General features: G+C 73.8%; 24 protein-coding genes. 13 read left to right on the forward strand and 11 right to left on the reverse strand.

The genetic code is table 11. The features are described from left to right. The 6 genes from ACZ45Q_RS31970 to ACZ45Q_RS31995 all read right to left on the reverse strand — a co-directional run. Positions 1-3,751 (reverse strand): beta-ketoacyl synthase N-terminal-like domain-containing protein (locus ACZ45Q_RS31970; RefSeq protein WP_468267924.1); only part of this gene is annotated, 3,751 nt, incomplete at its 3' end. Positions 3,752-3,916: 165 nt separating this feature from the next. Then, positions 3,917-4,795, reverse strand: coding sequence for a thioesterase domain-containing protein (locus ACZ45Q_RS31975; protein WP_468267927.1), 879 nt, complete (start codon positions 4,793-4,795; stop codon positions 3,917-3,919). Next, positions 4,785-5,075 carry an acyl carrier protein gene (locus ACZ45Q_RS31980; RefSeq protein ID WP_468267930.1) on the reverse strand — a complete coding sequence of 97 codons (291 nt, stop codon included), beginning with the start codon at positions 5,073-5,075 and terminating at the stop codon, positions 4,785-4,787. Before ACZ45Q_RS31980 ends, ACZ45Q_RS31975 begins: the two co-directional genes overlap by 11 nt. A 62-nt stretch (positions 5,076-5,137) precedes the next feature. Beyond that, positions 5,138-6,442: an NAD(P)/FAD-dependent oxidoreductase gene (locus ACZ45Q_RS31985; protein WP_468267933.1), complete on the reverse strand. Its 1,305-nt coding sequence runs from the start codon at positions 6,440-6,442 to the stop codon at positions 5,138-5,140. Between the two features lie 277 nt (positions 6,443-6,719). Further along, the gene (locus ACZ45Q_RS31990) at positions 6,720-7,691 is read right to left on the reverse strand and encodes an AfsR/SARP family transcriptional regulator (protein WP_468267937.1); all 972 of its coding nucleotides are present in this window, start codon (positions 7,689-7,691) and stop codon (positions 6,720-6,722) included. A 248-nt stretch (positions 7,692-7,939) separates the two neighbouring features. After that, positions 7,940-8,605: a MerR family transcriptional regulator gene (locus ACZ45Q_RS31995; protein ID WP_468267991.1), complete on the reverse strand. Its 666-nt coding sequence runs from the start codon at positions 8,603-8,605 to the stop codon at positions 7,940-7,942. A gap of 117 nt (positions 8,606-8,722) precedes the next feature. Here ACZ45Q_RS31995 and ACZ45Q_RS32000 point away from each other — a divergent pair, with 117 nt between their 5' ends. Continuing rightward, positions 8,723-9,136, forward strand: a complete 414-nt coding sequence (locus ACZ45Q_RS32000; RefSeq protein WP_468267940.1) for a DUF3291 domain-containing protein — start codon at positions 8,723-8,725, stop codon at positions 9,134-9,136. A 178-nt stretch (positions 9,137-9,314) separates the two neighbouring features. Further along, a complete protein-coding gene (locus ACZ45Q_RS32005; RefSeq protein WP_468267995.1) occupies positions 9,315-10,688 on the forward strand; it encodes an MFS transporter in 1,374 nt (457 codons plus the stop codon). Positions 10,689-10,898: 210 nt separating this feature from the next. On the opposite strand, the gene ACZ45Q_RS32010 is transcribed toward ACZ45Q_RS32005, so the two are convergent. Further along, positions 10,899-14,072, reverse strand: coding sequence for a helix-turn-helix transcriptional regulator (locus tag ACZ45Q_RS32010; protein WP_468267943.1), 3,174 nt, complete (start codon positions 14,070-14,072; stop codon positions 10,899-10,901). A gap of 227 nt (positions 14,073-14,299) precedes the next feature. Here ACZ45Q_RS32010 and ACZ45Q_RS32015 point away from each other — a divergent pair, with 227 nt between their 5' ends. From ACZ45Q_RS32015 to ACZ45Q_RS32025, 3 genes are all read left to right on the forward strand, one after another. Continuing rightward, positions 14,300-15,025, forward strand: a complete 726-nt coding sequence (locus ACZ45Q_RS32015) for a beta/alpha barrel domain-containing protein (RefSeq protein ID WP_468267947.1) — start codon at positions 14,300-14,302, stop codon at positions 15,023-15,025. A gap of 38 nt (positions 15,026-15,063) precedes the next feature. Beyond that, complete coding sequence (locus ACZ45Q_RS32020; RefSeq protein WP_468267950.1) at positions 15,064-15,489, forward strand: nuclear transport factor 2 family protein; 426 nt, start codon at positions 15,064-15,066, stop codon at positions 15,487-15,489. Positions 15,490-15,705: 216 nt separating this feature from the next. Beyond that, positions 15,706-16,776, forward strand: coding sequence for a hypothetical protein (locus tag ACZ45Q_RS32025; RefSeq protein ID WP_468267953.1), 1,071 nt, complete (start codon positions 15,706-15,708; stop codon positions 16,774-16,776). Between the two features lie 17 nt (positions 16,777-16,793). Here the strand turns inward: ACZ45Q_RS32025 and ACZ45Q_RS32030 are convergent, their stop codons facing one another. After that, positions 16,794-17,399: a TetR/AcrR family transcriptional regulator gene (locus ACZ45Q_RS32030; RefSeq protein WP_468267956.1), complete on the reverse strand. Its 606-nt coding sequence runs from the start codon at positions 17,397-17,399 to the stop codon at positions 16,794-16,796. A 283-nt stretch (positions 17,400-17,682) separates the two neighbouring features. Between ACZ45Q_RS32030 and abc-f the strand changes: the two genes are divergently transcribed. The 4 genes from abc-f to ACZ45Q_RS32050 all read left to right on the forward strand — a co-directional run bounded on the left by abc-f (position 17,683) and on the right by ACZ45Q_RS32050 (position 20,315). Further along, entirely contained in the window at positions 17,683-19,308 is a 1,626-nt protein-coding gene (abc-f, locus tag ACZ45Q_RS32035) for a ribosomal protection-like ABC-F family protein (RefSeq protein ID WP_468267959.1), read from the forward strand. A 12-nt stretch (positions 19,309-19,320) separates the two neighbouring features. After that, on the forward strand, positions 19,321-19,593 hold the full coding sequence (locus ACZ45Q_RS32040; protein ID WP_468267962.1) for a DUF5302 domain-containing protein: 273 nt from the start codon (positions 19,321-19,323) through the stop codon (positions 19,591-19,593). Between the two features lie 105 nt (positions 19,594-19,698). Continuing rightward, a complete protein-coding gene (locus tag ACZ45Q_RS32045; protein ID WP_468267965.1) occupies positions 19,699-19,938 on the forward strand; it encodes a hypothetical protein in 240 nt (79 codons plus the stop codon). Beyond that, the gene (locus ACZ45Q_RS32050; protein ID WP_468267968.1) at positions 19,938-20,315 is read left to right on the forward strand and encodes a fic family toxin-antitoxin system, toxin component; all 378 of its coding nucleotides are present in this window, start codon (positions 19,938-19,940) and stop codon (positions 20,313-20,315) included. Before ACZ45Q_RS32045 ends, ACZ45Q_RS32050 begins: the two co-directional genes overlap by 1 nt. A gap of 71 nt (positions 20,316-20,386) precedes the next feature. On the opposite strand, the gene ACZ45Q_RS32055 is transcribed toward ACZ45Q_RS32050, so the two are convergent. Next, a complete protein-coding gene (locus ACZ45Q_RS32055) occupies positions 20,387-20,992 on the reverse strand; it encodes a TetR/AcrR family transcriptional regulator (RefSeq protein ID WP_468267971.1) in 606 nt (201 codons plus the stop codon). 150 nt (positions 20,993-21,142) lie between these two features. On the opposite strand from ACZ45Q_RS32055, the gene ACZ45Q_RS32060 reads away from it, so the two are divergent. The 3 genes from ACZ45Q_RS32060 to ACZ45Q_RS32070 all read left to right on the forward strand — a co-directional run bounded on the left by ACZ45Q_RS32060 (position 21,143) and on the right by ACZ45Q_RS32070 (position 22,933). Beyond that, entirely contained in the window at positions 21,143-22,117 is a 975-nt protein-coding gene (locus tag ACZ45Q_RS32060) for an alpha/beta hydrolase family protein (protein ID WP_468267974.1), read from the forward strand. A gap of 181 nt (positions 22,118-22,298) precedes the next feature. Continuing rightward, positions 22,299-22,556, forward strand: a complete 258-nt coding sequence (locus tag ACZ45Q_RS32065; protein ID WP_468267977.1) for a hypothetical protein — start codon at positions 22,299-22,301, stop codon at positions 22,554-22,556. Continuing rightward, positions 22,553-22,933 carry a PIN domain-containing protein gene (locus ACZ45Q_RS32070; RefSeq protein ID WP_468267980.1) on the forward strand — a complete coding sequence of 127 codons (381 nt, stop codon included), beginning with the start codon at positions 22,553-22,555 and terminating at the stop codon, positions 22,931-22,933. The genes ACZ45Q_RS32065 and ACZ45Q_RS32070 overlap by 4 nt, the downstream gene beginning before the upstream one ends. A gap of 117 nt (positions 22,934-23,050) precedes the next feature. Here the strand turns inward: ACZ45Q_RS32070 and ACZ45Q_RS32075 are convergent, their stop codons facing one another. Together ACZ45Q_RS32075 and ACZ45Q_RS32080 are read right to left on the reverse strand one after the other, a co-directional pair. Then, positions 23,051-23,383: a cold-shock protein gene (locus tag ACZ45Q_RS32075; protein WP_468267983.1), complete on the reverse strand. Its 333-nt coding sequence runs from the start codon at positions 23,381-23,383 to the stop codon at positions 23,051-23,053. A 289-nt stretch (positions 23,384-23,672) separates the two neighbouring features. Beyond that, positions 23,673-24,272: a TetR/AcrR family transcriptional regulator gene (locus ACZ45Q_RS32080; RefSeq protein WP_468267986.1), complete on the reverse strand. Its 600-nt coding sequence runs from the start codon at positions 24,270-24,272 to the stop codon at positions 23,673-23,675. Positions 24,273-24,386: 114 nt separating this feature from the next. Between ACZ45Q_RS32080 and ACZ45Q_RS32085 the strand changes: the two genes are divergently transcribed. Beyond that, positions 24,387-25,241, forward strand: a complete 855-nt coding sequence (locus ACZ45Q_RS32085) for an NAD(P)H-binding protein (protein ID WP_468267988.1) — start codon at positions 24,387-24,389, stop codon at positions 25,239-25,241. Positions 25,242-26,698 lie beyond the last annotated feature (1,457 nt).

A 26,698-nucleotide genomic window follows, 5' to 3' on the forward strand; every position in this document is an offset into this window, starting at 1 on the left:
CCATGGTGGTTTCGAGCATGTCGGCGGGGTAGCCGGTCTTGGCGGCGACGCTCTCCAGGAGCACCTTGCGCACCTCGTCGGCCGACGTGGCGGCCGGTGCCGGCGCGGCGGGCGCGACCACGGGCTCCGGCGCGGCGGTTGCCGGCGCCGGGGCGGGAGCGGAGGCCGCCACGGGAGCCGCGTACGCGTCGTACGAGGGCGCCGTCGCCGCGTAGGAGACGTGCCCGTTGCCGTTGGCGAGCGCGTGCCCGTTGCCGTTGGCCGGGGCGTGCCCGTGCCCGTTGCCGTTGGGCAGCGCGTGGCCGTTGCCGTTCGCCGGGCCGTGTCCGTTGCCGTTGGCGTTGCCGTCGGTCAGGGCGTATCCGTTGCCGTGGGCGAGGGCATGGCCGTTGCCGTGGGCCGGGGCGTACCCGTTGCCGTCGGGCACGGTGTGGCCGTTGCCCACCGCGACGCCGCTCTCCAACTGGGCCAGGCTGCGCAGCACCTCGCTGGCCTGCACGTGGCTCTGCCCGATGGCCAGACTGTGCTGGGTGACGGCGGTGATGCCCGCGACGACGTTCTCGCTCGGGCCGCCGCGCCCGGTCTCCTCCAGCAGCACGCCGCTGATCCGGTCGGCCACCCGGAGCTGGCCGTCCAGGTACTCCCGGTGCATCGACAGGTGCTCGCCCGCGACCATGCCGGTGGTGACGTACCCGGTGGTGAACGGCACGGCCTGCCCCACCGGGTACGGCTGCCCGGCCGCCGGGTAGGGCTGCGCGGCCACCGGTGCCGCGGGCGCCGTGGCGGCCGGAACCGGCGCGGGGGCCGGCACGGGCGCCGCGGGCAGCGCGGCGGCGGGAGCCTCGGGCGGGGCGCCGGTCACGGGCGCGGGGGCGGGTGCGTCGGCCGGGGCGGCGGACGCGACGGTGTAGCCGTTCTCCAGGGCCTGCCGGTAGGCCTCGCGACGAGCCTCGGGCACGTGGTTCACTCCATTCAACGGGATGGTCATCCCCTCGGCCGGCGCTGCCGGTTCGATGTCTGCGATGTGTCGGTTGACCCGGGTCAGCGGCAGACCCAGGACGAGCAGGTGGGCCGCGAGCTGCTTGAGCGCACGGTCGCCGTCCCCGCCGGGCCCGGCGTCGGCGCTGAGCACGACGACGTCGTCGCGGCCCGCGAGGGTGGCCCGGACCAGGCCGGACAGCACCGACCGGGGCCCGAACTCGACGAAGACCCGGTAGCCGGCGTCGTACATCTCGCTCACCCGCGGCGCGAAGTGCACCGGCGCGGCCAGCTGCCCCACCAGCACCTCGCGGTTGGCCGCGGCGCGCTTGCCGTAGCTCGCGCCCGGCGTGTTGGCGAACACCGGGATCTTCGGCGCCCGCAGGCGCGCGGAGGCCACGGCGGCGCCGAACTCCTCGACGGCGTGCGTCACGTACCGGGTGTGGAAGGCCGCGGCGACGGGCAGCTCCCGCGCCGCGACGCCTGCCTCGGCGCACGCGGCGACGAAGGCGCGCACCGCCTCCGTGCCACCGCCGACCACCACCTGCTCGGGCGCGTTGACGTTGCACACCACGACGTCGTCGTGACCGGCGAGCAGCTCCGTGACCCGGTCGGGCCCGGCCTTGACGGCGGCCATCGCACCGGGATCCTCGGCGCCCTCGGGCCGGGCGGCCATGGCCGCGCCGCGCGCCCGGGACAGCCGGAAGAAGTCCTCGTCGCCGAGGCCGCCGGCCGCCCACAGCGCGGTCAGCTCGCCGTAGCTGTGGCCGAGGACGCCGTCCGGGGCGAAGCCCAGACCGCTCAGGTAGCGGTACTGCCCGGCCGCCAGCGCGCCGATCGCGGGCTGCGCGTAGTCGGTGCGGCGCAGCTGGGCCTCCTGCCGCTCGCGGGTCTCCTCGTCGAACGCGGTCGGCGCGAACACCACCCTGCCCAGCGGCCGTTCACCGGCGAAGTGCCGGGCGGCGGCGTCGAAGGCCGCCGCGACCGGCGGCACCGCGAGCGCCGTACGGGCGCCCATGCCGACGTACTGGCTGCCCTGGCCCGCGAACAGCGCGGCCACCTTGCCGCCGCCGTCCAGGGCCTGGCGCCGGTAGTAGGCGCCGCGCGGCAGCGCGAACCCGTCCGCGTCCGGCGCCTCCCGCAGCCGCGCCGCGGCCGCCCGCCGCAGCGTCGCCGCCTCCTCGGCGTCCCGGGCGACCAGGGCCAGCCGCGCGTGCGCCGCCGGCACCGGCTCGCCCGGGTCCTGCCCGGGCTCCTCGGACTCCAGCAGCGCCAGCAGCGCCTCCGGGCCGGCGGCGTGCCACACGTGCACCCGCGCCGCCGGGCCCAGCACCCGCCGCTCGGGCGCGTCGCCCGGGGCGTGCTCCTCCAGCAGGCAGTGGAAGTTGGTTCCGCCGAACCCGAACGACGACACCGCCGCGCGCCGCCGCTCACGGGCCGGGTCGGCCACCCACGGCTTGGCCGTGGTGTTCAGGAAGAACGGCGAGGTCGCGAAGTCCACGGCCTTGCGCGGCTGTTCGACGTTGATGGTCGGCGGCAGGGTCCGCTCGTGCAGCGCCAGCGACACCTTGATCAAACTCGCCGCGCCGGCCGCGGCCTTGGTGTGCCCGATCTGCGACTTGACGCTGCCCACGGCCGCGAACTGCCGCTCCTCGGTCGCCGCGCTGAACACGTCGCGCAGCGCCGTCAGCTCCGTCAGGTCACCGACCGAGGTACCCGTGCCGTGGCACTCCACCAGGCCGACCTGCTCCGGCCCGAACCCCGCGTCCTCGTACGCCCGCCGCAGCGCCACGACCTGGCCCTCGCGGCGCGGCGCGTAGATGCTCTTGAACCGGCCGTCGCTGGAGGACCCCATGCCCTTGAGCACCGCGTAGATCCGGTCCCCGTCGCGCTCGGCGTCCTCCAGCCGCTTCAGGGCGAGCATGCCGATGCCCTCACCGATCAGCGTGCCGTCGCTGTCCTCGTCGAACGGGCGGATCCGCCCGCTCTTGGAGAAGGCGGGCGTCTTGGAGAAGCACAGGTACATCAGGATCGTGTTCTCGGCGTCGCAGCCGCCCGTCAGCATCAGGTCGGCACGCCCCGACACCAGCTCGGACACCGCCATGTGCACGGCCGCCAGCGAACTGGCGCAGGCCGCGTCCACGGTGCAGTTGGTGCCGCCCAGGTCGAACCGGTTGGCGATCCGGCCGGCGACGACGTTGCCCAGCATCCCGGGGAAGGAGTTCTCCTCCCACGGCGCGAACGCCTTGGTGAACTTGTCCGCGATCTCCTCGGCGTCCCGCTCGGTCAGCCCGCACGAGCGCACGACCTCCTTGAGCACCGGCGTCTGGAGGCGCGTGGCCAGCGGCTGGGTCAGCGAGTTGGCGCCGGTGATGCCGAGGACCACACCGGTGCGGGACGGGTCGTACCAGCCGGAGCCGGTGGCGCCCGCGTCGCGCAGCGTCTGCTTGGCCACCGTCAGGCTCAGCAGTTGCAGGACGTCGGTCACCTCGAGGGTGTTCGGGGGCAGCCCGAACTCCATCGGGTTGAAGGGCACCGTGGGCACGAAGCCGCCGCGCTTGGCGTAGGTCTTGTCCGGTGCGCTCGGATCGGGGTCGTAGTAGTCGGAGATCTTCCAGTGGGTCTCGGGAACGTCCTCGATGCAGTCGGTTCCGTCGACGACGTTGTTCCAGAACTCACCGAGATCACCGGAGCGCGGATAGAGCGCGCCCAGACCGATGATCGCGATCGGCGTGTCGGCCAGCCTCCGGCTGGTGGTGTTGTGCTGAACCATGACGACTCCATGCCGTGGGGCAGGGTGTGGGAAGGCGTGGGCGTACGGGGGGGTGGGGACCCGGGGGGGTGGAGTGATCGGGCCCCGCGCGGAAACGGGACCGTGTGGAACCGGGCCAGTGCGGATCGGGGACGGTGCGGTACGGGACCGTGCCGGGCCGGCGGCCTAGCCCCGGCTGTCGTGGGCGATCGCGGCGGTCTGCTTCACGGCCACCGGGTCGCGCAGCATCGAGTAGTGGTCGCCGGGCGTGTGCTCGACCCGCAGGTCACCGGCGAGCTGCTCCCAGCCCAGCGGGTCCGGGGTGGCCAGCAGGCCGTGCTCCGGGCGCAGCAGCGTGACCGGGACCCGGGCCGGGCCGGGCCGGAAGCCCCGCACGAGCCGGTTGTTGCGCAGCAGCCCGTCCAGGTAGGCGTCGTAGACCTTGCGCAGCCCGGGCAGCGTGGTGCCGGGTCGCAGTACACCGGTGCGAAGCGCCTGCTCGAGCACCGCCGTCAGCAGGCCGTCCACGTCGGCGGATCCGGCCGGGCCCGGAGCGGGCGCGGTGAGCGTGCCGCCGCGCTTGGCGGCCAGGTACATGCAGAACCAGGGCATCACCAGGTCCGCGCCGACCTCGTCGTCGGCGCGCGTGTAGTCGGGCACCGGCGCGATGCTGTCCAGCAGCACGGCACGCCGGGGGAGTTCCTCCGTGCCGAGCAGCGCGGTCAGGGCGTGGCCCACCACGCCGCCGAAGGACCAGCCGACCAGCGCCCAGGGACGGTCGAACAGGCCACGCTCGCGCAGCGCCCCGGCGGCCTTCGCCGCCAGCTCGGGCATGGTGACGCCGGCCAGGCCGCCGCGCAGGGCGGCCTGGAAGTACTCCGGCACCTGCTCCAGGTCCACCACGTGCAGCCCGGTGTGCGGGGGCAGCGCCGCCGCCAGCTCCGCGTAGTGCCCGGCCGGCAGGGCACCCGGGTGCACCACGAGCACCCGCCGCCGGGGAGCGCCGGACGCGGCGGCGAACTCCCGTATCAGCGGCGGGGCGGCCCGGCGTCCCTCAGGCCGCATGCTGTTCCGCCTGCTTCTCGACGATGTGCCGGGACAGCTCGGCGATGGTCGGGTGGTACCACAGGGCGGTGGTCTCCAGCTCGAACCCGAGCCAGTTCTCCAGCTCCCCGGAGAGCACGAGGGCCTCGGTGGAGTCGAGGTCGAACTCGTCGAAGTACTGGCCGGGATCGACGTCGGACTGCGGCACGCCCAGCTTGTGGGCCACCTTCTCCACGAGCCAGGCCTGCACGGTCTCGGGCGTCAGCGGCGCGGTGCTGCGCCCACCGATGGTTTCGGACACGGTCCACCTCTCAGGTGCGGTGCGGTGTGGTGAGGGAGCGGGGGAGTGCGGGCAACGGCCGGTCAGCCGGCGGCGGCCCGCACGGACCGCAGGATCGACTCGGCCGCCGCGCTCCCGGAGTCGAAGGCGGACTCGTGCGAGCCGATGATGTCCGGCCCCATCTTCCGCGAGTGGAAGTACGACCCGGCGAACCGGACGCGGGAGCCGGAGTCGTTGACGGAGTAGATGTCCGCCTGGAGCCGGCGGGCCGGCAGCGAGAAGACCGGGTGCCGGTAGGAGATGTCCTCGACGACGCACTCGTCGCGGATCGGCACCCCGGAGTCCAGCGTCAGGAAGTAGTCCCGGGAGGCGGTCAGGCACTGCAGGTCGTTGAGGTAGTAGTTCACCCACGACGCCTGCTCCCCGTCCACCTGCCGGCGCCCGTAGTTCCAGCTGCGCCAGCCCGCGGTGTCCTTGGGCATCACGGCGGCGTCGGTGTGCAGCGTGGCGCGGGTCGGGTGGTAGCGGACGGCGTCCAGCCGCCGCTGCGGCTCGGTGGGGTTCTCCAGCACGCGCAGCGCGTCGTCGGCGTGCGTGGCCAGCACCACGTAGTCGAACCGGCCCAGGTCCGCGTCCCGGGCCCGGACCTCGACGCCGTCGCCGGTCTCCCTCACCCGGGAGACCGGCGTGGCCGTCCGCAGCTCCGCCCCCGCCTCGCGCAGGACCCGCTCGGCGGCCCGGAGGTAGCTGATGCTGCCCCCGGTGACCGTCCGCCACGGTGCGGTGCGACCGCCGAGGCCCTCGGCGCCGTGCGCGTAGAAGAAGGCGATGACCGTGCTCGCGGGCATCTCCCAGATCTGCTGCGCCGGGACCGACCAGGCGGCGGTGGAGATCAGCACGATGAACCCGTACCGGAACTCGGCCGAGTAGCCGTGCCGGTCCAGGTACTCGCCGAGCGGGATGTCCGCCTGCCGCCGCATGAAGTGCCGCGGCGACTCCTTCAGGAACCGCCGCGCCTCCCGCCACAGCTCGACGAAGTCGCCCGGGTAGCGGGCCCGCACCTCCTCCTCCGGCAACTCGAAGTCGTCCGAGACGTACGTCGTCTGGGCGTCCAGGTCGAAGAAGGAGAACTTCCCCGGATGGCTCTGCGTGGCCACCCCGAGGTCCGCGAAGAACCGCGTCAGCTTGGGATAGTGCGGCTCGTTGAACACGATGAACGCCGTGTCGAGACCCAGGGTGCGCCCCGAGTCCTCGACCTCGACCGTGTGGGCGTGGCCGCCCAGCCGGGGTTCCGACTCGAACAACGTGACCTGTGCGTCGTGACGCAGGTGGTAGGCCGCGGAAACGCCGGCCACGCCACCTCCCACGACCGCCACTCGTGCTTTCACAGTCAGCCTCCGACTGGCTTCGATGGACGCATCTCGTGCTGGGTTGCTGTCTCGAATGAGACCGTCGATTCAGACAGAGGCGGGCGGAGCGTTCCGGATACACGGAATGCGAGAACCGCCTCCGGCCTCACCGATCCACGGGGACGGCCGAACGTACGGCCCGGCCGCCCGGGAAACGCGGGGGGCCATCGCCGGGACCCCGCTTGGCCGGTATCGACCGGTACGGGCCACGACGGACCACGACGGGCCGCCGGTGCCGGGTGCTCGTGGGGGAGGGCTATGCGGCGGTCCGGCCCACCAGCTCGCTGAGCTGGGCGATCGCCGACTGAAGGGCGTGCTGGTCCGACGCTATCCGGTCCACCAGGGCCCGCAGCCGCTCCAGCTCACCACCGTTCCCGGCACCACCGTTCCCGGCACCACCGTGCCCGAGACCGCCCTGCCCGAGACCGCCGTGCCCGGACCCGTCCTGCCCGAGACCGCCCTGCTCCGTACCGCCGTGCCCCGCGCCGCCCCCACCACCGGTGCCCGCCACCGGCCGCACCGGCCGCACCGGCGGCACCGGCGGCACCGTCCGCACCGGCCGCAAGGACCGCTCGGTACCGGCGGACGCCGTCCTCCGGGGACCTGCCAGCGCCCGGCCCAGCTGGTCGCGGAAGCGCGTGCGCGCGGGATACGCGAGGACCGCCTCGCGCAGCTCGGGCACGATCCGCCGGTGCTGCCCGGTGTGCAGCGCCAGGTCGAACACGGCCTCCAGCGCGCCGAGCCGCTCCTGCTCCAGGACGACCGCCAGCGCCGCCCCGATCGGCCCGCGGGCGCCGGCGAGCGCCGCCCCCCGCCAGAGCCCGAGCGCCTGCCGCAACAGCAGACCGGCCTCCTCGGGATCGGCCCCGGCGAGGGAACGGGCCCGGTGCACACCGAGCCGGAAGCGCGCGCAGTCCACCTCCTCGGGCCGTACCCGCAGCAGGTACCCACAGTCGCGGGCCACCAGCCGGGCCGCCCCCGAACCGCCGGGCTCCGCCCGGGACATGGCCTGGCGCAGCCGGGAGGCGTGGGCCTGCAACGCGTTGCCCGCCTTGGCCGGCGGCCGGTCGCCCCACAGCTCACGCACCAGCTCGGCGGCGGGAACCAGCGTGCCGGGGCGGGCCAGCAGGGCCTTGAGCAGCTGCTGCTGCTTGGGGCTGGTCAGCGCCGTCACCACGCGCCGCCTGTCGTCGTACATCTCCAGCGGTCCGAGCACCCGGAACTGCATGGGCTGCCTCCCCGTATGGCGAGCGGACTGACGTTCTCGACGTCGAGTCCACCACGCGGCCTGGGCCCGGTCCTGAGTGGCGATCACTCATCACCCGCCGCCCGCACCGCCCCACGCCCCGCCGGAAGCTGAGTGGTGGCCACTCACGCGCCGGCGGGGGAGCGCCTGCTTTCCTGACGCCATGCCCCTGCCCCGCACCCACCGCCCGTACGCCGCGCCGTGCACCGGCCCCGGCGTCACCCGCCGCGTCATCCGCCCCCGAACCGCAGCGCCGAGTGGTGCTCCTGCGCGAGCCGCCGCAGGGCCAGCAGCGCGGGCTCCAGCAGCACGGTCAGCAGCACCGCCCGCTCGGCCTGCTGGAGCGGATCGCCCGCGTCCTGGAGCTGGTCGAGGTCCAGCCGCGCCGTGCGGTCGGCGAGTTCGGCGTACGGGACGAGGGAGCGCCAGTCGTAGTCCACCCCGAGGGCCCGCATCGTCTCCAGCGTCTCGGCGACCACCTGCGCGGCGGGCGGGTTCGGGGACGTCTTCCAGCCCATCTCGGCGGTCAGCGCCGCCACGTCGCCGGCGGCGTCCCCCGCGTCCGCCCCGTCGGCGGACGGCTCCGGGGCGTCGGTCCGGCCGGCCGGCCTGCCGGACCGCTCCACGGGCAGCGCGCCCAGCACCAGCCCGAGCAGCAGGTGCACGTCGCCCTGCTGCTCGTCCACCGCGGCCAGCACGTCCTTGGTGGCGCTCACCGACAGCCCCCGCACCCCGATGAGGGAGCGGATCAGCCGCAGCCGGCGCACGTGGTCCTCGTCGTAGTCGGCCTGGTTGGCGGCCGTGGACCGGCCGGGGGGCAGCAGCCCGTCCCGCAGGTAGTACTTGATCGTGGGGATGGAGACCCCGCTGCGGCGGCTCAGCTCGGAGATGCGCATCCGGTTCGCTTCCTGCTCGTCCTGTTTTCCATTGTCCACTGGATAACGGGTAGTGCCACTGTCCATTACTGTCTACTATGGATAGTGCCACTCACCACTCCTGAAGGCGAGACCACGGTGCCCACACTTCCCTGGACCGTCCCGAATCCGCCCCCGCCGCACGGCACGGCGTTCGTCATGGCGTCCCGCTTCGAAGTGCGGTCGCTGACGGACGTGCCGCGCTTCTTCCTGCGCTCCCTGGCCGCCTGGAAACAGGTCCGCTCGGCCCCCGGCGCCTACGGCGCCTCACTGATCGCCCAGCCCGCCAAGCGCGTCTTCTACACGCTGTCCGCCTGGCAGGACCGCGACGCCCTGTACGCCTACGCCAGGACCGAACCGCACCGCGGCATCATGACGTCGCTGCGCTCCACGATGCGCACCTCCACCTTCACCTTCTGGGAAGTAGACACCGCCGGACTGCCCATCACCTGGGACGACGCCAAGCGGCGGCTGGCGGAGCAGGCGCGCACCGACGCGGCGGGCGGCGCCTGAGCCACGACGCGACCTCCGGCCCGGGGGCGTCCCCCGACCCCGGGCCGGAATCCCCCTCTCGAAGGCCGCACCGCGCCCTGTCTCCCGAGGAGTCCCCTTGAGCACAGCACCGCCCACCAGCGCGGCCGAGCGCCGCCGTCCGCCGCTGTGGCTGTCGATCGTCGCCTGCAGCGTGCCCATGTTCATGGTCGCCCTGGACAACCTGGTCGTCTCCACGGCACTGCGCACCTTCGCCACCGAGTTCCAGGCCGACACCACGGACCTTCAGTGGTTCGTCAACGCCTACGTCCTCAGCTTCGCCTGCCTGCTGCTGACCGGCGCCGCCCTCGGCGACCGCTTCGGCAGGCGGCGCCTGTTCGTCCTCGGCATCGCCGCCTTCACCCTCGCCTCGCTCGGCTGCGCGTTCGCCGAGACCAGCGGCGAGCTGATCGCCGGCCGCGCCGCCCAGGGCGTCGGCGCCGCGGCCGTGATGCCGCTGTCGCTGACCCTGCTGGCACAGGCGGTGCCCGACCGGCTGCGCAGCCTCGCCCTCGGCCTGTGGTCGGCCGTCAGCGGCCTGGCCGTCGCCCTCGGACCGGTCGTGGGCGGCGCGGTCGCCGACGGCCTCGGCTGGCAGTGGATCTTCTGGATCAACGTGCCGGTCGGCGTGGTCGCCATCCCCCTCGCCCTGGCCGTGCTGCGCGAGAGCAAACTGCCCGACACCCGCGTCGACCTGCTCGGCATGGTGCTGGCCACCGGCGGCCTGGTCGCGGTGGTCTGGGCGATCGTCCACGGCGAGACCGACGGCTGGACCTCGGGCACGGTCCTCGCCGCCTTCGCCGCCGGAGCGGTCCTGCTGGCCGCGTTCGTCCTGTGGGAGCGCCGCGCCGAACAGCCCCTGCTCCCGCTGTCGTTCTACCGGATCCGCCCGTTCGTGCTGTCCAACGTCGTCTCGGTGGCGATGTACTTCGGCGTCTTCGGCTCGATCTTCCTGCTCGCCCAGTACCTCCAGGTCGCCCCGGAACGCAGCCCGCTGCACGCCGGTGTCCTCACCCTGGCCTGGACGCTGATGCCGATGTTCATCGCCCCGCTGGCCGGCGCGCTCACCGACCGGGTGGGCGGCGGACGGCTGATGGCGCTCGGCCTGTTCCTCCAGGCGGCGGGCCTGGCCTGGCTCGCTCTCGTGGCCGGCCCGGACACCCCCTACTCCCAGCTGGTCGGCGGCATGATCATCGCCGGTACGGGCATGGGCTTCGCCTTCGCACCCACGGCCGCCGTCGTCCTCGGCTCCGTCGCCCCGGAACACCACGGCAAGGCCTCCGGCGCCAACACCACCGTCCGCGAGGTCGGCGGCGCCCTCGGCATCGCCGTCCTGAGCACGGTCTTCCTCCACCACGGCAGCGACCGCGCCGGCCCCCAGCAGTTCGTCGACGGCCTGGTCCCCGCCGTCTGGACGGGCGTGGCCGTGGTCCTCGCCGGCGCCCTGTGCGCCCTGGCCATCCCACGCCCGCCCGCCGCCCCCACCCTGGCCCCCACCGAGCCCGACCACGCCAGGACCCCGACCCCGGCCTGACCCGCGTACGGCGGGCCCACCGACGACGCCGCCCCACCGAGGCCCGTTCCGGCGGGGCGGCGTCCCACGTTCCGCCGCGCCCCACGTTCCGCCGCGCCCCACGCCCACCACGTCCCGCGACACCACGCGACCCCCACCTGATGGCACCCTGGCCACCCCCCCCGACCGCAGCCCTTCTCACGCCCGCCGAACCCCGAACACCGGCCCGCTCTACCCGACCGCGTCCAACGGCCGCGCACACATCGCGCACCGCCCCCGCTCCTCACCACCCGCGCCCGGGCCCGGGCCCATGTCCCCCGCCTCCGCCGCCCGGGGGCGCACCGACCGCCGTGTCTGCACCGCCCGCCCGGCCGCCCACGGAGCCCCGCCCCCGTCCCCGCTCCCGCCGTCCGCCGCCGGCCGCGTCACCAGCAGCTCGGCCAGATCCGCACGCTGGACGACCCCCAACTTGTGGTAAACGCGGTGCAGATGGTTCTCCACCGTCCGCACCGACACCACCAGCCGGTCCGCGATGTCCCGGTTGGACAGTCCGCCCGCCGCCAGCGCGGCCACCTCCCGTTCCCGCGTCGTCAGCGCCGCCGCGGCCTCGGGCCGCCGCTCGCCGGACACCGCCCACGGCGGCAGCGCACCGCCGTACCGCGCGCACAACTCCTGCGCCGCCGCGCTCGCCAGCCTCCCCTTGCGCCGCCGCCCCGCGGCCCGGTGCACCCGGCCCGCCTGCGCCGCGGCCTCGGCCGCGTCCGGCAACGCCGCCAGCGACCGGAACCGCGCGGCCACCGTCACCAGCGCCTCCGCGTCACCCCGGGCCAGCGCACGCACCTGGTCCGCCTGCAACCGCGCCGCCTCGGCCCGGCAGCGCAGTGCCAGCCGCTGGGCCCGGGCCGCCAGCGGCGCCGCGTCGGCCACCCGCGCCGCCAGGTGCAGCGCGGCCACCGCGGCCGGCAGCCGCCCGCCCGCCTCCGCCCGGTCGGCGACCTCCAGGGCCTGCGCCGCCGCCCCCGAACGGTCCCCGGCGTGCGCGAGCACCACCGCGCGCTCGAAGCCGATCCCGTCGTCCAGCAGGGGCCGCCGTACGCCCGCCCGCTGCGCGGCCCGCGCCTCGGCCAGCGTCCGCAACGCCTCACCGTGCCGCCCGGACTCCGCCAGCGCCCCGGCCAACTGCGCCAGGACCCAGGGCGGCGAGGTCAGCCAGTCGTGCCCCGCCCGCACCGCGCCGGCCTGCCACAACAGCGCCGCCGCATCCTCCGGGCGCCCCCGCCGGCGCAGCAGCCGCGCCTGGTACACCCAGGCCCGCAACTGCCCCAGCCGGCCGGCGTGCGCGGCCCCGCGGACCAGCCCGGCGACCGCCGTACCGGCCGCCCGCAGGTCACCCTGCACCAGCGCACAGTGCGCGGCCACCGTACGGAAGTCCAACGCGGCCTCCTCCGGCCACTCCTCGGCGTCCCGGGCCCAGGACGCCAGCAGCGCCGAGGCACCGCCGGGATCACCGAGTTCGGCACGGGCGAACGCCACCACGGGCAGCACCCCCATCACCCCGGCCCCCACCGGCCCCGACCGGCCCCCACCGGCCACCGGCCCCTCACCGACTACCGACCCCGCACCGGCCACCGGCCCTTCGCCGGCCACCGACCCCGCACCGGCCACCGGCCCTTCGCCGGCCACCGGCCCCGCACCGGCCACCGGCCCTTCGCCGGCCACCGGCCCCGCACCGGCCACCGGCCCTTCGCCGGCCACCGGCCCCGCACCAGCCACCCGCCCCCCACCGACCACCGCATCCCCGCCCGGCACCGCACCCCCGGCAGCCACCACCTCCGGGAGCCGGTCGGCCAGCACGGCGAGCACCGCCCGGGTGGCGTGCAGCGGCTCGGCGTCCGCACCGTCCAGCCGGCGCCACGCCTCCTCCAGCACCGCGGCGGCCGCCTCGACGCGCCCGAGCCCGAAGGCGATGTTGGCCACCCGCGCCCCGACGGCGGCGGCGACGGCCCGTCCGCCGGCACCGACCGGGTGCTCCCGCACGGAGGCGAACACCTCCTCCGCCTCCTCGTGACGCCCCTGCCCGGCCAGCACCTGCCCCAGCAGCACGGTCACGTCCCAGCACCCGCCGCCTTCCCCGCCGTCCGCGCGTCCCTCACCAGCTGCACCGGCCCCGCGACCCTCACCGGCCGCAGCGCCCCCGCCTCCCTCACCCGCTGCACCGCCCCCGCGCCCCTCACGGGCCGCACCGTCCCCGCGACCCCCTCCGGCCGCACCGTCCGCGTCCAGCTCGTCCCGCACCAGCCGGCACAACTGCTCGGCGCGGGCGAAGTCCTGACGCCGTACGGCCGTGCGCGCCGCCTCCAGCAGCAGCCGCCGCTCCGGCACGAGCCCCGCCGCGACCCGCAGGGTGACCGTCCGCAGCACCTCGTCCGGCCCGGTCCGGCCGCCACCCTCGATCGCCTCGGCCGCCTGCAACCGCAGCCGGCGCGCGGTCAGCGCCGGCATCCGCGACACCACCGTCCGGCCCGCCAGCGGCAGCGCCAGCCGCAGCCGCACCCGCCGGCCCGTCTGCTCGACGCGGACGACACCGCGCCGGCTCAGCGCCTCGGCGGCCGGCGCCAGACCGCACCGCGCGACGGCGTCGGCCTCCAGCGGCTCGGCGACCGCCAGCATCCCGACCAGCTCCTCCTCCTGCGCGGTCAGGTCCCGCAGCCACAGCAGCAGCACGTCGGCCAGGCGCCGGGGCGGATCGCCGGCCAGCCCCGACCAGCTCCACACCTCGTGCTCACACCGCAACGAGCCGTCGTCCAGGGCGTGTTCGACCAGCTCCCGCAGGAGCAGCGCATTGCCCTGCGTGGCCGACCACAGCCGCTCCAGCGAACCGGTGTCCAGCCGCCCGCCGAGCCGGGCCCGCAGCACGGCCGCCGTCTCGGCCCGGCCGAAGGGAGCCACCTCGACCCGTTCCACCAGCTGCTCCACCCACAGCCGGTCGACGCCCACCGGATGCCGCGCGTCCTGCCGCACCGTCGCCGCCACCACCAACTGCCCCGCCGCGGCCGTCCGGTACACACGGTGGGCGTCGGCCTCGTCCAGCAGATGCGCGTCGTCGCAGCCGAGCACCACCCGCTGCCCGCTCCCGGCCTCCCGCAGCCACCCCAGGCACTCGGTCAGGGAACCGAACGCCCGCACCGCCCCCGGCCCCCGCCGACCGCCCACCCCGCCGACCGTCACCACCGTGCGCCCCGCCGTGGCGGCCCGCTCCAGCACCGCGGCGAGCAGCCGGGTCCTGCCCACACCGGAGCCCCCGGTGAGCAGAACCCCCGTGCCCTTGCGCAACGCCTCCCCGGCCGCGCCCAGTTCGCTCTCGCGCCCCACCAGCACCCACTGCTGCCCCGTGTCGATCGGCATGTGTCTCCCCGTCCGGTGAACCGGCGTCAACGCGGCACGGGTGGTGGCCGACGGTCACACCCGCCCGGATCCTGACTAGGCGCCCCCGCTCTCGGCCCGCTCGAAACCCCCTCGATCCCCTCACCTCCTCGCCACGCCCGGAGCCCGCGCGTCCACCGCCGACGCCACCGCCGCACCAACACGGCGACTCCACCGCCGCACCAACACGGCGCCGTACAACGGCGGTCATGGACTCCGCATTCATCGAGGCACTGCTGGGCGCGCGACGCCCGCTGGTGATGGAGATCAAGCCGCGCGACGCCCATGGCGCCGATCTCGTCGCCGGCCGCACCCCCGCCGACCTCGTCGCCGCCTACGAGGAGGCGGGCGCACCCTGTCTGTCGGTGGTGACCGGCCGCTGGTTCGGCGGCACCCCCGCCCTGCTGCGCGAGGTCGCCCGCCACGCCTCGGTGCCGCTGCTCCAGAAGGACTTCATCACCCGCCGCGACCAACTGGCCGACGCCCGCGAACTCGGCGCCTCCGCCGTCCTGCTGACCGCCGGCCTGCTGCCCGCGACGGCCCTGCGCACCCTGGCCGACGCCGCGCTGCGCGAGGGCCTGACCCCGTTCGTCGAGATCACCTCCGAAGCGGAACTGGACCGGGTGCCGCGGCCCGACGCCTGCGTGATCGCCGTCAACAACAAGGACATCAGGACCCGGGAACGCGACGCGGCCGACCTCTCCCGCAGCCACGCCCTGCTGCCCGCCCTGCAAGCCGCCGGCACGCCCTGCCCGGTCAGCGCCAGCGGCATCGACACCCCCTCGGCCGCGGCCGGGCTGCTGGCGGCCGGCTACCGCGGACTGCTGATCGGCACGGCCCTGCTGCGCTCCACGGACCTCGACGCCTGGCCCACCGCCCGGCCCCGGCCCCGGCTTTTGGCGGAAAGCGGAATTCCGTCTACGCTGGACCCGTAGTCAAACTTGATGAGCACCACCGCACCACGGGAGCCCGCGTGACCCTGCCCCAGACCGGCTACACACCCACCGCCGAGGACCGCGCGAGCCTCGACGCCTGGTTCGAGGAGTACGACGCGCTGTGCACCAAGTGCGACATCGAACGCATGGCGGACCAGGCGGTCTTCCCGCTCAACCTGATCAGTGACGACTCCGCGGGCAACGGCAGGTCGGCACAGTGGGACCGCCGCCAGTTCGTCGAGACGATGTCCCACGTGATGGGCGACGGAAGTCAGCAGGTCACCTTCCGCAACACCCGCACGCCGGTCTTCCTGTCCTCGTCCATGGCCGTGGTCTTCACCCACTCCGTCGTCACCGCGGGCGAGCAGACCTACGAGACGGACTACGCCGACGTACTGGTCCGCAAGGACGGCGCGTGGGCCTTCCAGACGATGATCCAGAGCGGCTGGGGCGACAACCTCTGACCGCCGGGGCCCACCGGCCCCCCTCCTGCTCCGGCAGGGCCGCCATCCCCCGTCGGCGGCCCTGCCGGACACCTCCCCGCCACCGCCACACCGCCCGGCGCCACGCCTCCCTCACTGCGGCGCACGCCCCCTCCCCTCGCGACCCACCGCACACCTGCTCAAGGACCACTCGAGCCACGTGGCGCCCGAGGCCCGCCCCGGGTTTGACTGGACGTCATGGCTGGACTCGCGCACTCGCCCTGGCGCTCGGCACCGTTCAGATCCCGCCTGCGCGAGGTCGAGAACCTGCTCCACGCCGGCCACCCGGACCGGGCCGCGACCCACAGCGCGGGACTACGACGCCGCGCCGCCCAAGCCGGATGCCCCGCCTGGGCCGTCGCGTTCGGCGCCCTGCACGCCGAAGCCCTCCTGAGCCGTGGCGACCTCCCGGCGGCCGAACACCACGCCACCGCCGCCCTGCACACGGCCGCGCCCCTGCCCCCGGCCCACCGGCTGCGCCCCGCAGCGGTCCTGGCCGAAACCCTGACAGCCCAGGGCCGCCTCACCGAAGCCGCCCACCACCTCCCGGCGACCGACCCCGCTCACCGCCAGCCGTCGATCGACCCCACCCACCCCCTGCCGACGCCCGACCCCACCCACCCCACCCGCCTCCGTCACCACGCCGACGTCCTCGCCCTCCGGCACGCCCAAGGACGGCTCCACCTGGCCGAAGGCCGGCACCGCGCCGCGCTCACGGCCTTCCTGGACATCGGCCGACGTCTTTCCGGCCAGGCCCCCGGCCCCGCCCCGGTCTCCTGGCGCTGGCGCACCGGCGCCGCCGAAGCCCTCCTGGCCCTCGGCCGCCCGACGACCGCCGCCGCCCTGCTGACCGAGCACCTCACCACCGCCTCGCCGCCCATGGGGCCGCGGGACCGTGGCATCGCCCTGCGCCTGCGCGCCGCCACCGAGCCCCCCGTCCGCAGACCGGCGACCCTCACCCGCGCCGTCACCCTGCTGCGCACCGCGGGCGACCGCCTGGAACTGGCCCGCGCCTACGCCGACCTCGGCCACGCCCTGGACCTACGGGGCGACACGGACCTGGCCGCCGCGTTCCGCGCCCGCGCCCACCACCTCACCGCGTCCTGCACCGCGGCCACCACCCACCCGCACCCCCGGCCGACCGACCCGCACCCCCGGCCGACCGACCCCCAGCCGCGCTCGCACCCGCACCCGACGGCCCAGCCCCCGGCCACCCCCGCACCCCCCGCCGACACCGGTGCCCTCACAACCCTCACCGCCACCCGGTGAAACCTGTGCGCCCACAGTTACTCCCCGCCCTCCCCACCGCCCCCCACGCCGGCGACGAACACCCCACCGGCAGCCCCCAGCGCGGCACTCCGCGCCACCTGCCGCCCCAGCCCCGGGTCGGCCCCGCCGCGCACCAGCACCAGCTGCTGGTACACGGGCGCCGTGGCCGCGACCAGCACCCGCCGCGCACACGTGCCCTCGGGGCACTCCCCGCGCCGCACCGCCCGCTCGACGACGACGGCACACCGCGCGTACCGCTCCTCCCAGAACCGCCGCAGCGCCACCGCGGCCTCCTGCGAGCGGAACGACGCGGCGATCAGCGCGGCGGTGACCGGCTCGGCGGTGAGCGCGGCCTCCACCTCGGCGTTGACGGCGACCAGGTCCCCTTCGAGCGTCCCGGTGTCCGGCGGCCGCCAGCCGTCGCCTCCGGCGGCGTCGAGCACGTCGGCGAGCAGCCCGCCCACGTCCCGCCAGCGCCGGTACACGGTCGTGCGGTGCACCCCGGCCCGCTCCGCGACCGCGTCCACGGTCAGTTCGTCGTACCCCCGCTCCACCAGCAGTTCCCGCGCCGCCTCGAGCACCTGCGCCCGCACCCGCGCCGTACGGCCCCCCGGCCGTCGCACCGGCCCGCCGGGCTGCCGTCCCGGGGACTGCGCCCGCTGCCCCGGCGCAGTCCCCGGCGCGTCCGCCCGACGCCCCGCGGCCCCCGTCCGCCCCCCGCCGGCCGTCCGACCGGACCCGGGTCCCGCGCCGGAATTTCCGCTTGCTCTCACCGCCGCCACCATGACAGCATCTTAATGCAACTGTTGTCGCAGTAAGGTGGAGTGGACATGCTCTTCCGGGGCGCTCACCCGACCCCGCGGCCCACCGGGGCCGCCCCCCACACGAACGTCTCGGAGCACCCCCATGCCCACGCAGATCAGCGCCCGCGCCGTCACCAAGTCGTACAACGGCCGTCTCGTCCTCGACTCCGTCACCTGCACGCTCACCACGGGTGAGCGCACCGGCATCATCGGAGAGAACGGCTCGGGCAAGACCACCCTGCTGCGTCTGTTCGCCGGGGCGGAACAGCCGGACGCCGGCGAGATCACCGTCCAGGCCGACGGCGGCGTCGGCTACCTCCCGCAGGACGGCCGGCTCCCCGCACACCACACCGTCCAGCAGGCCGTCGACGACGCCCTGAGCGACCTGCGCGCCATGGAGCGCCGCATGCGCGAGCTGGAAGCCGCCATGACCGACGGCGCCGGCGACCGGGCCCTCGCCGAGTACGGCGACCTGCTGACCGCCTTCGAACTGCGCGGCGGCTACGAGGCCGACGCCCGGGTGGAGCGCGCCCTGCACGGCCTGGGCCTCGCCCACCTGCCGCGCGACCGCGCCGTCGGCGGCCTCTCCGGCGGCGAACAGGTCCGCCTGCGCCTGGCCGCACTCCTCGCCGCCTCCCCCGAGGTGCTGCTGCTGGACGAGCCGACGAACCACCTCGACGCCGCCGCCCTGACCTGGCTCGAGGACCACCTGCGCACCCGGCGCGGCACCACCGTCGCGGTCTCCCACGACCGCACCTTCCTCGACCGCGTCACCACCACCCTCCTGGAGGTCGACGCCGACCGCCGCACCGTCACCCGCTACGGCAACGGCTACACCGGCTACCTCGCCGAGAAGGCCGCCGCCCGGCAGCGCTGGGCCCAGGAACACGCCCGCTGGGAAGCGGACGTCGCCGCCCAGCGCGAAGCGGCCGCCACCACGGCCCGCCGCGTCGCCCCCGGCCGCGCCATGACCGACGGCAACAAGATGGCCTACGACCGCGCCGCCGGCCGCGTCCAGCAGTCCCTGGCCAGCAGGGTCCGCAACGCCGAGGAACGCCTGCGCCGCCTGCTCGCCGACCCCGTGCCCCCGCCGCCCGAGCCGCTGCGCTTCACGCCCGTCCTGCGCTCCGGCCGGCTCACCGGCACGGTCCTGGACGCCACCGGCGTCACCGTCACCGGTCGCCTCGCCCCCACCGACCTCACCGTCCAGGCAGGCGACCGCCTCCTGATCACCGGCGCCAACGGCACCGGCAAGAGCACCCTGCTGAGCGTCCTGGCCGGCCGCCTCACCCCCGACGCCGGCCACGTCACCCGCCGCGGCCGCACCGGCCACCTCCCCCAGGAGCCCGCCCCCGGCCGCCCCGGCGAAACCGTCCTCCAGGCCTACGCCCGCGGCCTGCCCGGCCACCCCGAGGAGCACACCGAACGCCTCCTCGCGCTCGGCCTGTTCACCCCCGAACGCCTCACGGCCCGCGTCACCGAACTGTCCACCGGCCAGCGCCAGCGCCTGGCCCTGGCCCGCCTGCTGAGCCGCCCCAGCGACGTCCTGCTGCTGGACGAGCCGACGAACCACCTCTCCCCGGCGCTCATCGAAGACCTGGAACAGGCCCTGGCCGACTACCCCGGCACCCTCCTCCTCGTCTCCCACGACCGCCGCCTGCGCACCCGGTGGCAGGGCCACCACCTCGCCCTCCCCCCGCGTGACACCGTCCCGTCCCTGACCAACTGACCAGGAGCCGCCATGACCGACACGAACCCGACCCCGACCCCGACCCCGCAGAACGACAACCCGCAGACCGAGACGAAGACCACCCAGCACGAGACGAAGACCACCCAGCCCGAGAAGAAGCCGGCGCCGCCCGAGACGGACACCAAGCGCCGGTTCCAGGAGGCCCTGGAACGCAAGGCCGCCGTCAGCCGGGCCCGCCAGGCCCACGAGGACGGCCGCCTCAAGCTCAAGGGCTTCAACGGCCCCAAGGGCCAGAACCGCACCTTCCGCCGCAAGTCCGGCTGACCCCGCCACCCGCGCGGGCGGGCCGCCGGCCCCGACCAGGCCCGGCGGCCCGCCCGCGCACCACCTCCACCCCCTCCCGCTGGTAACGGCTGTTACCATGCCCCCATGGCGAAGACACAACTGGGCGCACGCGTGGACGAGGACGTCGCGGAACTCGCCCGGAAGCGAGCCGCCGACCTGGGACTGAGCATCGGCGACTACCTGGCCAGACTGGTCCAGGACGACACCAGCGGCCTGCGCGCCCGCGCCGTCGACGCCGCCACCCGCTTCCTCGCCGAACACCAGAGCGTCTTCGACGACGCCGAACACCACCAGCAGACCCCTCCGGGAACCCACGCCGCCTGATGGACCTGCACATCGACGTCCCCTGGATCCTCCAGGTGGCCGAAGCCGCCGGCGCAGACGACCCCGCCCCCGACGACTACGGCGTCCCCGTCGCGGCCGTCGCCCGCCACCGAGCCGAACTGTTCGAACAACCCGTCTACGACGGCCCCTACGCCAAAGCAGCCGCCCTGATCCACACCCTGGGCCGCTGCCGCTGGCTGGAACGCTCCAACCTCGCCGTCGCCGCCGCGACCGGCGTCATGTACCTCGAAGCCGCCGGCATTCCCGTCAAACCCACCCACCAGGACGCCGTCGCCCTGAAAGACCTCCTCCTGGCCCCCACCTGCACCACGAAGAAGATCGCCACCCTCCTTCGCACCTGGCCCACCACCACCTGAGAAACCCCACCGGTCCCGCCACGCGGACGCGGAACCGAGGGGCTTGGCACCGCACGGTGTTGCCCGTGGGGTCAGGACGCGTGGGGTCGCGGGGGTTGCCGAAGCCCTTGGAGGAGAAGGGCGATCAGCCGCCGGGGGTCGTAACGGGGGTCTGTGCCGCGCCCGACGCAGAGGTTGCCGATGCCGCGCATCAGCTCGTACGGCTGCGTGCCGGGCCGGATGTCACCGGCCTCGACCGCGGCGTCGAGCAGCTCGGCGCACACGGGCAGCAGGCGGTCGAGGAAGTAGTCGTGCAGCGCGGCGAAGCGGTCGTCGTCGGACTGCAAGGCGTCGGCGAGCCCGTGCTTGGTGACGAGGAAGGCGACGAAGAGGTCGATCCACTCGCACAGCGCGTCGAACGGGGAGTCGGCACCGGCCAGCAACTCCGGGCCGGCCTCGGCGCACTCCTCGATCTGGTGCCGGTAGACGGCCGTGATGAGGTCCGCCCGGGTCGGGAAGTGGCGGTAGATCGTGGCCATGCCGACGCCCGCCCGGGCGGCGATCTGGCGGATCGGCGCGTCGACGCCGGAGGCGACGAACACCTCGGCGGCGGCGGCGAGCACCGTCTCCCGATTGCGTCGGGCGTCGGCCCGCTGGCCCCGGGACGGCGACTTCCCCGCAGCGCTGTCGGTGGTCACCGTGTCTCCTTCCACACCGATTGACAAAACGGAGCAGTGATCCGGATACTAAACGGAGCATCGCTCCGTTTCACCTTAGCCGAAGCGAACACCCCTGTCCGCCCTGCCCCGGCAGACCGGCGCACCCAGGCGCCACCGAAGGGACCCCTCATGACCACACCCACCACCACTACCTCCACCCCCACCGACACCTTCCACACACCCACCCCGATCCTGTCCTACAGCCCCGTGACCCTCCCGGTGCCCGGACGACCCGTGGACCTCCAGCTCCGCGTCTCCGCACCCGCGACCGGAACCGGCCTCCCCGTCATCCTCCTCTCCCACGGACACGGCCCCTCCCACAACCTCTCCTCACTCCACGGCTACGCACCCCTCGCCAACCACTGGGCCGCCCACGGATTCACCGTCGTCCAGCCCACCCACCTCACCTCCAGGACCCTGACCCACCAGGTCGCCGACGCACCCGGCGCGCCCCACTTCTGGCGGTCCCGAGCCGAGGACATGACCCACATCCTCGACCGGCTCGACACCATCGAGCGCACCGTGCCGCAGCTCGCCGGACGGATCGACCCCACCAAGGTCGCCGTCGCCGGACACTCCCTCGGCGGCTTCACCGCCGCCCTCCTCCTGGGAGCCGGGCTCAACGACCCCGACACCGGAAAGCTCGTGCACCTCACCGAACCCCGGATCAAGACCGGCGTCCTGCTCGCCGCACCCGGCAGGGGCGGCCCGTCCTTCAACGGACCCATGGCCGAGCAGTGGCCGATGATCGGCGCCGTCGACTTCTCCACCATGACCGCACCCGCGCTGGTCGTCGCCGGCGACAAGGACGACTCCCGGCACTTCACGGACCTCGGCCCGGACTGGCACGCCGACCCCTACACCCTCGCCCCCAGCCCCAAGACCCTGCTCACCCTGTTCGACGCAGAGCACGGCCTCGGCGGAATCGCCGGCTACGACGCCGCCGAGACCACCGACGAAAACCCCCGACGCGTCACCGCCCTCGCCCGGCTCACCGCCGCCTACCTCCACACCCAGCTCCACCCCGGAACCACCACATGGCAGACCACCCACGAGCAACTGACCACCGGCCCCCACTCCATAGGCCGAGTCACATCCAAGTGACCCCCGCGGCCCCGGCCCGGCCCGCGCCGCTGGGCGAGCAAAGGGAGCGCGCGGTCATGGGACCGGTGACCTGGTAGGCCGCGCTCACCGGCACCGACGGCTCATGACCGAACTCGCCGCCTCCCCTAGCATGGGTACGGGTACGTACCCGTACCCTGCGTGCGTGGATGGGAGCCCGATGATGCCTGACGCCAATGTCCGCATTCCCGAGGAAGCCCGCGACCGGCTCGCGGCCCTGGCGGCGGCGGAGGGCATGTCGCTGCGCGCCTACCTGGCCCGGCTCGCCGAAACCCTGCTCACACCGGACGAGCGTGCCGCGCGGGCCGAGCGGGCCCGGGCCGCGTTGAAGGAGTGGAACGGCTACGCCCCGACCCCCGCTGAAGAGCGCGACCTCGACAGTGAGCTGGACCGCCGCCTGGCCCGGGCGGCCGCCCGGTGAGCGATGCCGTGCACATCGTCCTGGACGACACCGCGATGGCCGCGGCCGGCCAGGGCAACGTCCTTGCTTCCCGCCTCATCCACCGCGCCCACGCCCAGGCCGGCTGGCACCTGTACGCCCCCACGTGCGCGCTCGTCGAAGCGGACCGTGCCCGGCCAGGCACGGCGGAACACCTTGCCGCGCTGCCGGGCGTCACGGTGCTCGACCTGGACCTCCCGGCCGCCTTGGCCGTGGCCCGGCACGACACCTGGGCGCCGGCACACTGCCGGTACGCGGCCCAGCCGACCCCGGACCGCCCCGACGGGGCGATCATCGCCACCACCGCCCCCGACCGGTGGACCGGTGAGCCGGTCCGCGTCCTCGACCTGACTCCCTGACACCGACGCCGCATTGGCTTGTTGCTTATGGTCCGGCGTCGAACGCGACCGTGGTCGTGAGTTCGAGGCATCGGACCTACCTTGAGCGGCGACGGCCGGTCGCCTTCCGAAGCCAGATCAGGAATCGAAGGTGATGTCCAGGTGCGACGAGTAACCCGAACCGTCATCCGCAGAGTCGGACGTGTCCGCCGATGATGTTCCGAAGAGCCAAACGCGCACAGCCCTCCAGTGGAACTGGTCCTGCTCCGCCCGCTCCACCGTGAACGTCACCGCCTCCCCTACGGCCGGCTCGCGAAAACCCTCGCTCGCGACGACCGAGTAATGCGCCCATACCTCGTCCGAGAGGGATGGGGTGATCAGCACTCCCCAACCTTCTTCACGGTTCCACTGGTGCACACGCCCACTCAGCACATCGCGAGATGCCACACCGGACGAGGCGCTATCAGACACACTTCCCCAGTCTCGAGATCGTCGATTCGGCCAAGCGATACTGCTGGTCAGGCCGCACCCGGTGATCGCCAACGTATCAGCAGAGCAATACCCGAAGCGGAGCCCCCACACGCCACACCGACGGGAAACCGTCTCGTCAGAGGACGGGAGCAGCGCTTCAACTCGATTGTGAGGATCGGTCTTTGCCTTCCAAAGCTGAGCCCGGATGCGTCCACGAGGGCAACACTCGCTCAGACGGGAAGAGAGCAAGAGCACGACCCCAGAAGCGACAACCAGGGCACAGGCGCAGCTATCCTCCGCCAGGAGCGGAGTAGGACCCTCGGATTCCATCCAGAAGGTACGTGGTGCGGCGGTCGTAGTCGTCCCGGGGAGGCCGCTGACCGTACTTGAGGGCGAGGGCGTTGTCTATGACGAGTGCATGCAAGTCACTGGCCGTGAACTCCGGCCGCAGTGCACCAAAGGCATGAGCTGCTGCGATGAGCTCCTCATTGGCCTCGCTGCCGACCCGGCAGATCTCCATCAGCTGCTGCGAATGCGGATACGTCTGCAACAGGACGTCGTTGAAGGCGGGCTGGCGGTACTGAAGGTCGCGGAGCGCGGTGACGTAGTACGTGATCCGCTCGCCCACGTCATCGATGGCCCGAGCGTGGTCGATGACGGCGAACAGCTCGCTCGCCACGAGCTCTTCGATGACGGCTTCGATGAGGCCGATCCGCCCGCCGAACCGGTTGAAGATCGTGGCCTTGCTCACCCCTGCCGCCTTGGCGACCTCCTCCAGCGGCACCGCCAGGCCCTGCCCCCGGAAGGCGCCGATCGCGGCAGAGCGGATCTGTTCGCGATTGCGCCGGGCGTCGGCGCGCAACCGGGATCCCGAAGCCACCGCACTCACTGCCTCTCCCTACTCATCGACACAAGTTGACTCACGTGGTCACTTTACCTACGGTCGGAGCCAGGGACGAAGCTGACCAGCGTGGTCAAGTTACGAGATCAAGAGGCCAAGAACATGATCGTTGTCACCGGTGCCACTGGTGGGCTGGGCAGTGCCACCGTCGAGCACCTCCTCAAGCGCATCCCCGCCGACCAGATCGGCGTCAGCGTCCGCGACGCCGCCAAGGCACAGCACCTCGCCGCCCGCGGCGTGCGCGTGCGGCAGGGCTCCTACGAGGATCCGGCCGCACTGCGCGACTCTTTCGCCGGTGCCGAGCAGGTCCTTCTGGTGTCCGGCAACGACCCGGCCGCCGACATGGTCACCCTGCACCGCAATGCCATCGAAGCCGCGGTCGCGGCCGGCGCCCAGCGCCTCCTCTACACCAGCCAGCACGGCGCCGTCCCCGGCAACCCGTACCAGCCGACGGACATCCACATCGCCACCGAGGCGATCCTCGACGCCTCGGGGATCGCCTGGACCGCACTGCGCAACGCCGCCTACGGCCCACTCGACCAGGTGCTCGGCCCGTGGCAGCACACCGGCGTGATCGCCCAGCCGCAAGACGGCCCCGTCCCCTATACCGACCGTGCCGACATAGCCGAGGCCACCGCTGTCATCCTCGCCGGTGACCGCCCCTTCGGCGGCCCCGTCAACCTCACCGCGCCGAACGCCGTCACCTTCGACGACGTCGCCGAAATCGCCTCCGACCTCACCGGTCGCCCTGTGGAGCGCATCGTCGTGGACGACGAACAGTGGGTCGCCGACCAGATCGCGATCGGTGTCCTGGAGCAGACGGCCCGGCTCATGCTCACCTGGTACCAGGCTGCCCGCGCCGGCTACTTCACCGAAGCCGGCCCCTTGCTGGCCGAACTGCTCGGCCGCAAGCCCCGCACTGCCGCTGAACGGCTCGCAGCCCACATCGCCGCCTGACCACCATCTACCTGGCCGGACTCTCGGATCACCTCGCTGACCAGATGGAGGTGGCGGCGAGGTGGAGTCCGGCGAGGTAGATGGTGGCGGTCTTGTCGTAGCGGGTGGCCAGGCCGCGCCATTGCTTGAGTTTGTTGGCTATGCCGGGCTGATGGTCGGCTTCTGGTTTTCAGTGGTCGGTGTTTTGTTTTCGGTGCGGGTTGTGCCTGGTGGTGGCGGGTGGGTTGGGTGTTTGCTGAAGGCGTAGCGCGGATTCGGGACTGAAGGGTGCTGCTGAAGTGTGGGTGGTCCTGATGCCGGGTCTGTAGCGGTTGAGGGCTTCGGGATGTGTCTGTATCGCGTGGACGTCACTTCTTGGAGTGATGTCGTGCGGCGTGTTGGCTCGTGTGTGTCGTGGCCGGGGCCAGTCTGCGTCTGACGGGTGACATGTCAGAAGGGGCGGGTTGGTGGACGCAGGGGAGGGTTCTGGCTCTGGTGATGCGGTGGTTCCGGCTGAGGTGAGCCGTGAGGGCGCTGTGACTCGGTTGCTTGCTTTGGATGGACGGGGTGAGTTGCGTGCGGCGCAGGTGCGGTTGGTGGCGTCGGTGGTGGGCGTCTTGGAGCGTACGGTGTGGAGCTGGCTGTCGGTGGCGCGTCGTGACGGCAGGGCATGGCAGGGTGTGGCCGCGTCCGCGTCCGCGGTTCACTGTGACGTGGGAGGTCCGGGACTTTCTCGCGCTGTGGGGTGGGAACGTCTCTGCGGTGCACCGGGAGCTCGTCGCCCGTGCGGCCCGGGCCTCGTCACCGGATCCGGTCCCGTCTCTTTCGGTTCTTCACCGTGCGGTCGTGCGGGATTTGTCGGCGGGGGAGCGGGAGGGGGTGCGGTCGGGTGAGGCAGGCCGTCGGCTTCATGACGTGTTCGGTAAACGCCCGCCGGTGTACCCGAACGCCTGCTGGGAGGGTGATCACAAACGGGTCCCGGTGCTCACCCCCGGCGCACGATGCCTGCAGGAGGGGATGGCTACCTCCCTGCTTCGGGCAGTGCTCGCTCGGACCGCCCTCTTGTTGAGGCGCCAGAAGCAGCAGGGCTGCCGCGCGCTGGGGACTTCCTGATGACGTGGCCACTGTCCCCCCTGGCCGCCGGCCTCCAGCGGTGTGATCGGCCGGACCGGTGGGGTACACCAGCTCCAGTTTCGATCCGTACATCGTTTTGATGCACACCCTCAGAGGCAGTCGGGGCGCGGTACACCTCGAGCCCCGAAGAACCGGTCCCTGACACACTGTCACTCACTGAGCCGCCCGTCACCGGCTCAATTCCTTGCTGCTGCCCGGGCCGCAGGCCCGCGGTGGGCCGCGCGCAGCGCGGTTCACCAGGTGACGCGGAGCGTCACTCGTGGCCGGAGCGCAGCGGAGGCCACCCCGTGGGGCAACGCCCCGCACGCTCCGGGAGCGCAGCGGACGGAGCGTCATCCGCCTTG

The organism is Streptomyces sp. NPDC031049 (assembly GCF_055571015.1).

Excerpts from the sequence above, each read along its gene's own strand:
- ACZ45Q_RS31975 (WP_468267927.1), bottom strand. The coding sequence starts at position 4,795 with ATGCGGCCTGAGGGACGCCGGGCCGCCCCGCCGCTGATACGGGAGTTC.
- ACZ45Q_RS32040 (WP_468267962.1), top strand. The coding sequence starts at position 19,321 with ATGACCGACACGAACCCGACCCCGACCCCGACCCCGCAGAACGACAAC.
- ACZ45Q_RS32085 (WP_468267988.1), top strand. The coding sequence starts at position 24,387 with ATGATCGTTGTCACCGGTGCCACTGGTGGGCTGGGCAGTGCCACCGTC.
- ACZ45Q_RS32010 (WP_468267943.1), bottom strand. The coding sequence starts at position 14,072 with ATGCCGATCGACACGGGGCAGCAGTGGGTGCTGGTGGGGCGCGAGAGC.
- ACZ45Q_RS31995 (WP_468267991.1), bottom strand. The coding sequence starts at position 8,605 with ATGCGCATCTCCGAGCTGAGCCGCCGCAGCGGGGTCTCCATCCCCACG.
- ACZ45Q_RS31990 (WP_468267937.1), bottom strand. The coding sequence starts at position 7,691 with ATGCAGTTCCGGGTGCTCGGACCGCTGGAGATGTACGACGACAGGCGG.
- abc-f (WP_468267959.1), top strand. The coding sequence starts at position 17,683 with ATGCCCACGCAGATCAGCGCCCGCGCCGTCACCAAGTCGTACAACGGC.
- ACZ45Q_RS32050 (WP_468267968.1), top strand. The coding sequence starts at position 19,938 with ATGGACCTGCACATCGACGTCCCCTGGATCCTCCAGGTGGCCGAAGCC.
- ACZ45Q_RS32005 (WP_468267995.1), top strand. The coding sequence starts at position 9,315 with ATGTTCATGGTCGCCCTGGACAACCTGGTCGTCTCCACGGCACTGCGC.
- ACZ45Q_RS32065 (WP_468267977.1), top strand. The coding sequence starts at position 22,299 with ATGCCTGACGCCAATGTCCGCATTCCCGAGGAAGCCCGCGACCGGCTC.
- ACZ45Q_RS32015 (WP_468267947.1), top strand. The coding sequence starts at position 14,300 with ATGGACTCCGCATTCATCGAGGCACTGCTGGGCGCGCGACGCCCGCTG.
- ACZ45Q_RS32025 (WP_468267953.1), top strand. The coding sequence starts at position 15,706 with ATGGCTGGACTCGCGCACTCGCCCTGGCGCTCGGCACCGTTCAGATCC.
- ACZ45Q_RS32045 (WP_468267965.1), top strand. The coding sequence starts at position 19,699 with ATGGCGAAGACACAACTGGGCGCACGCGTGGACGAGGACGTCGCGGAA.
- ACZ45Q_RS32060 (WP_468267974.1), top strand. The coding sequence starts at position 21,143 with ATGACCACACCCACCACCACTACCTCCACCCCCACCGACACCTTCCAC.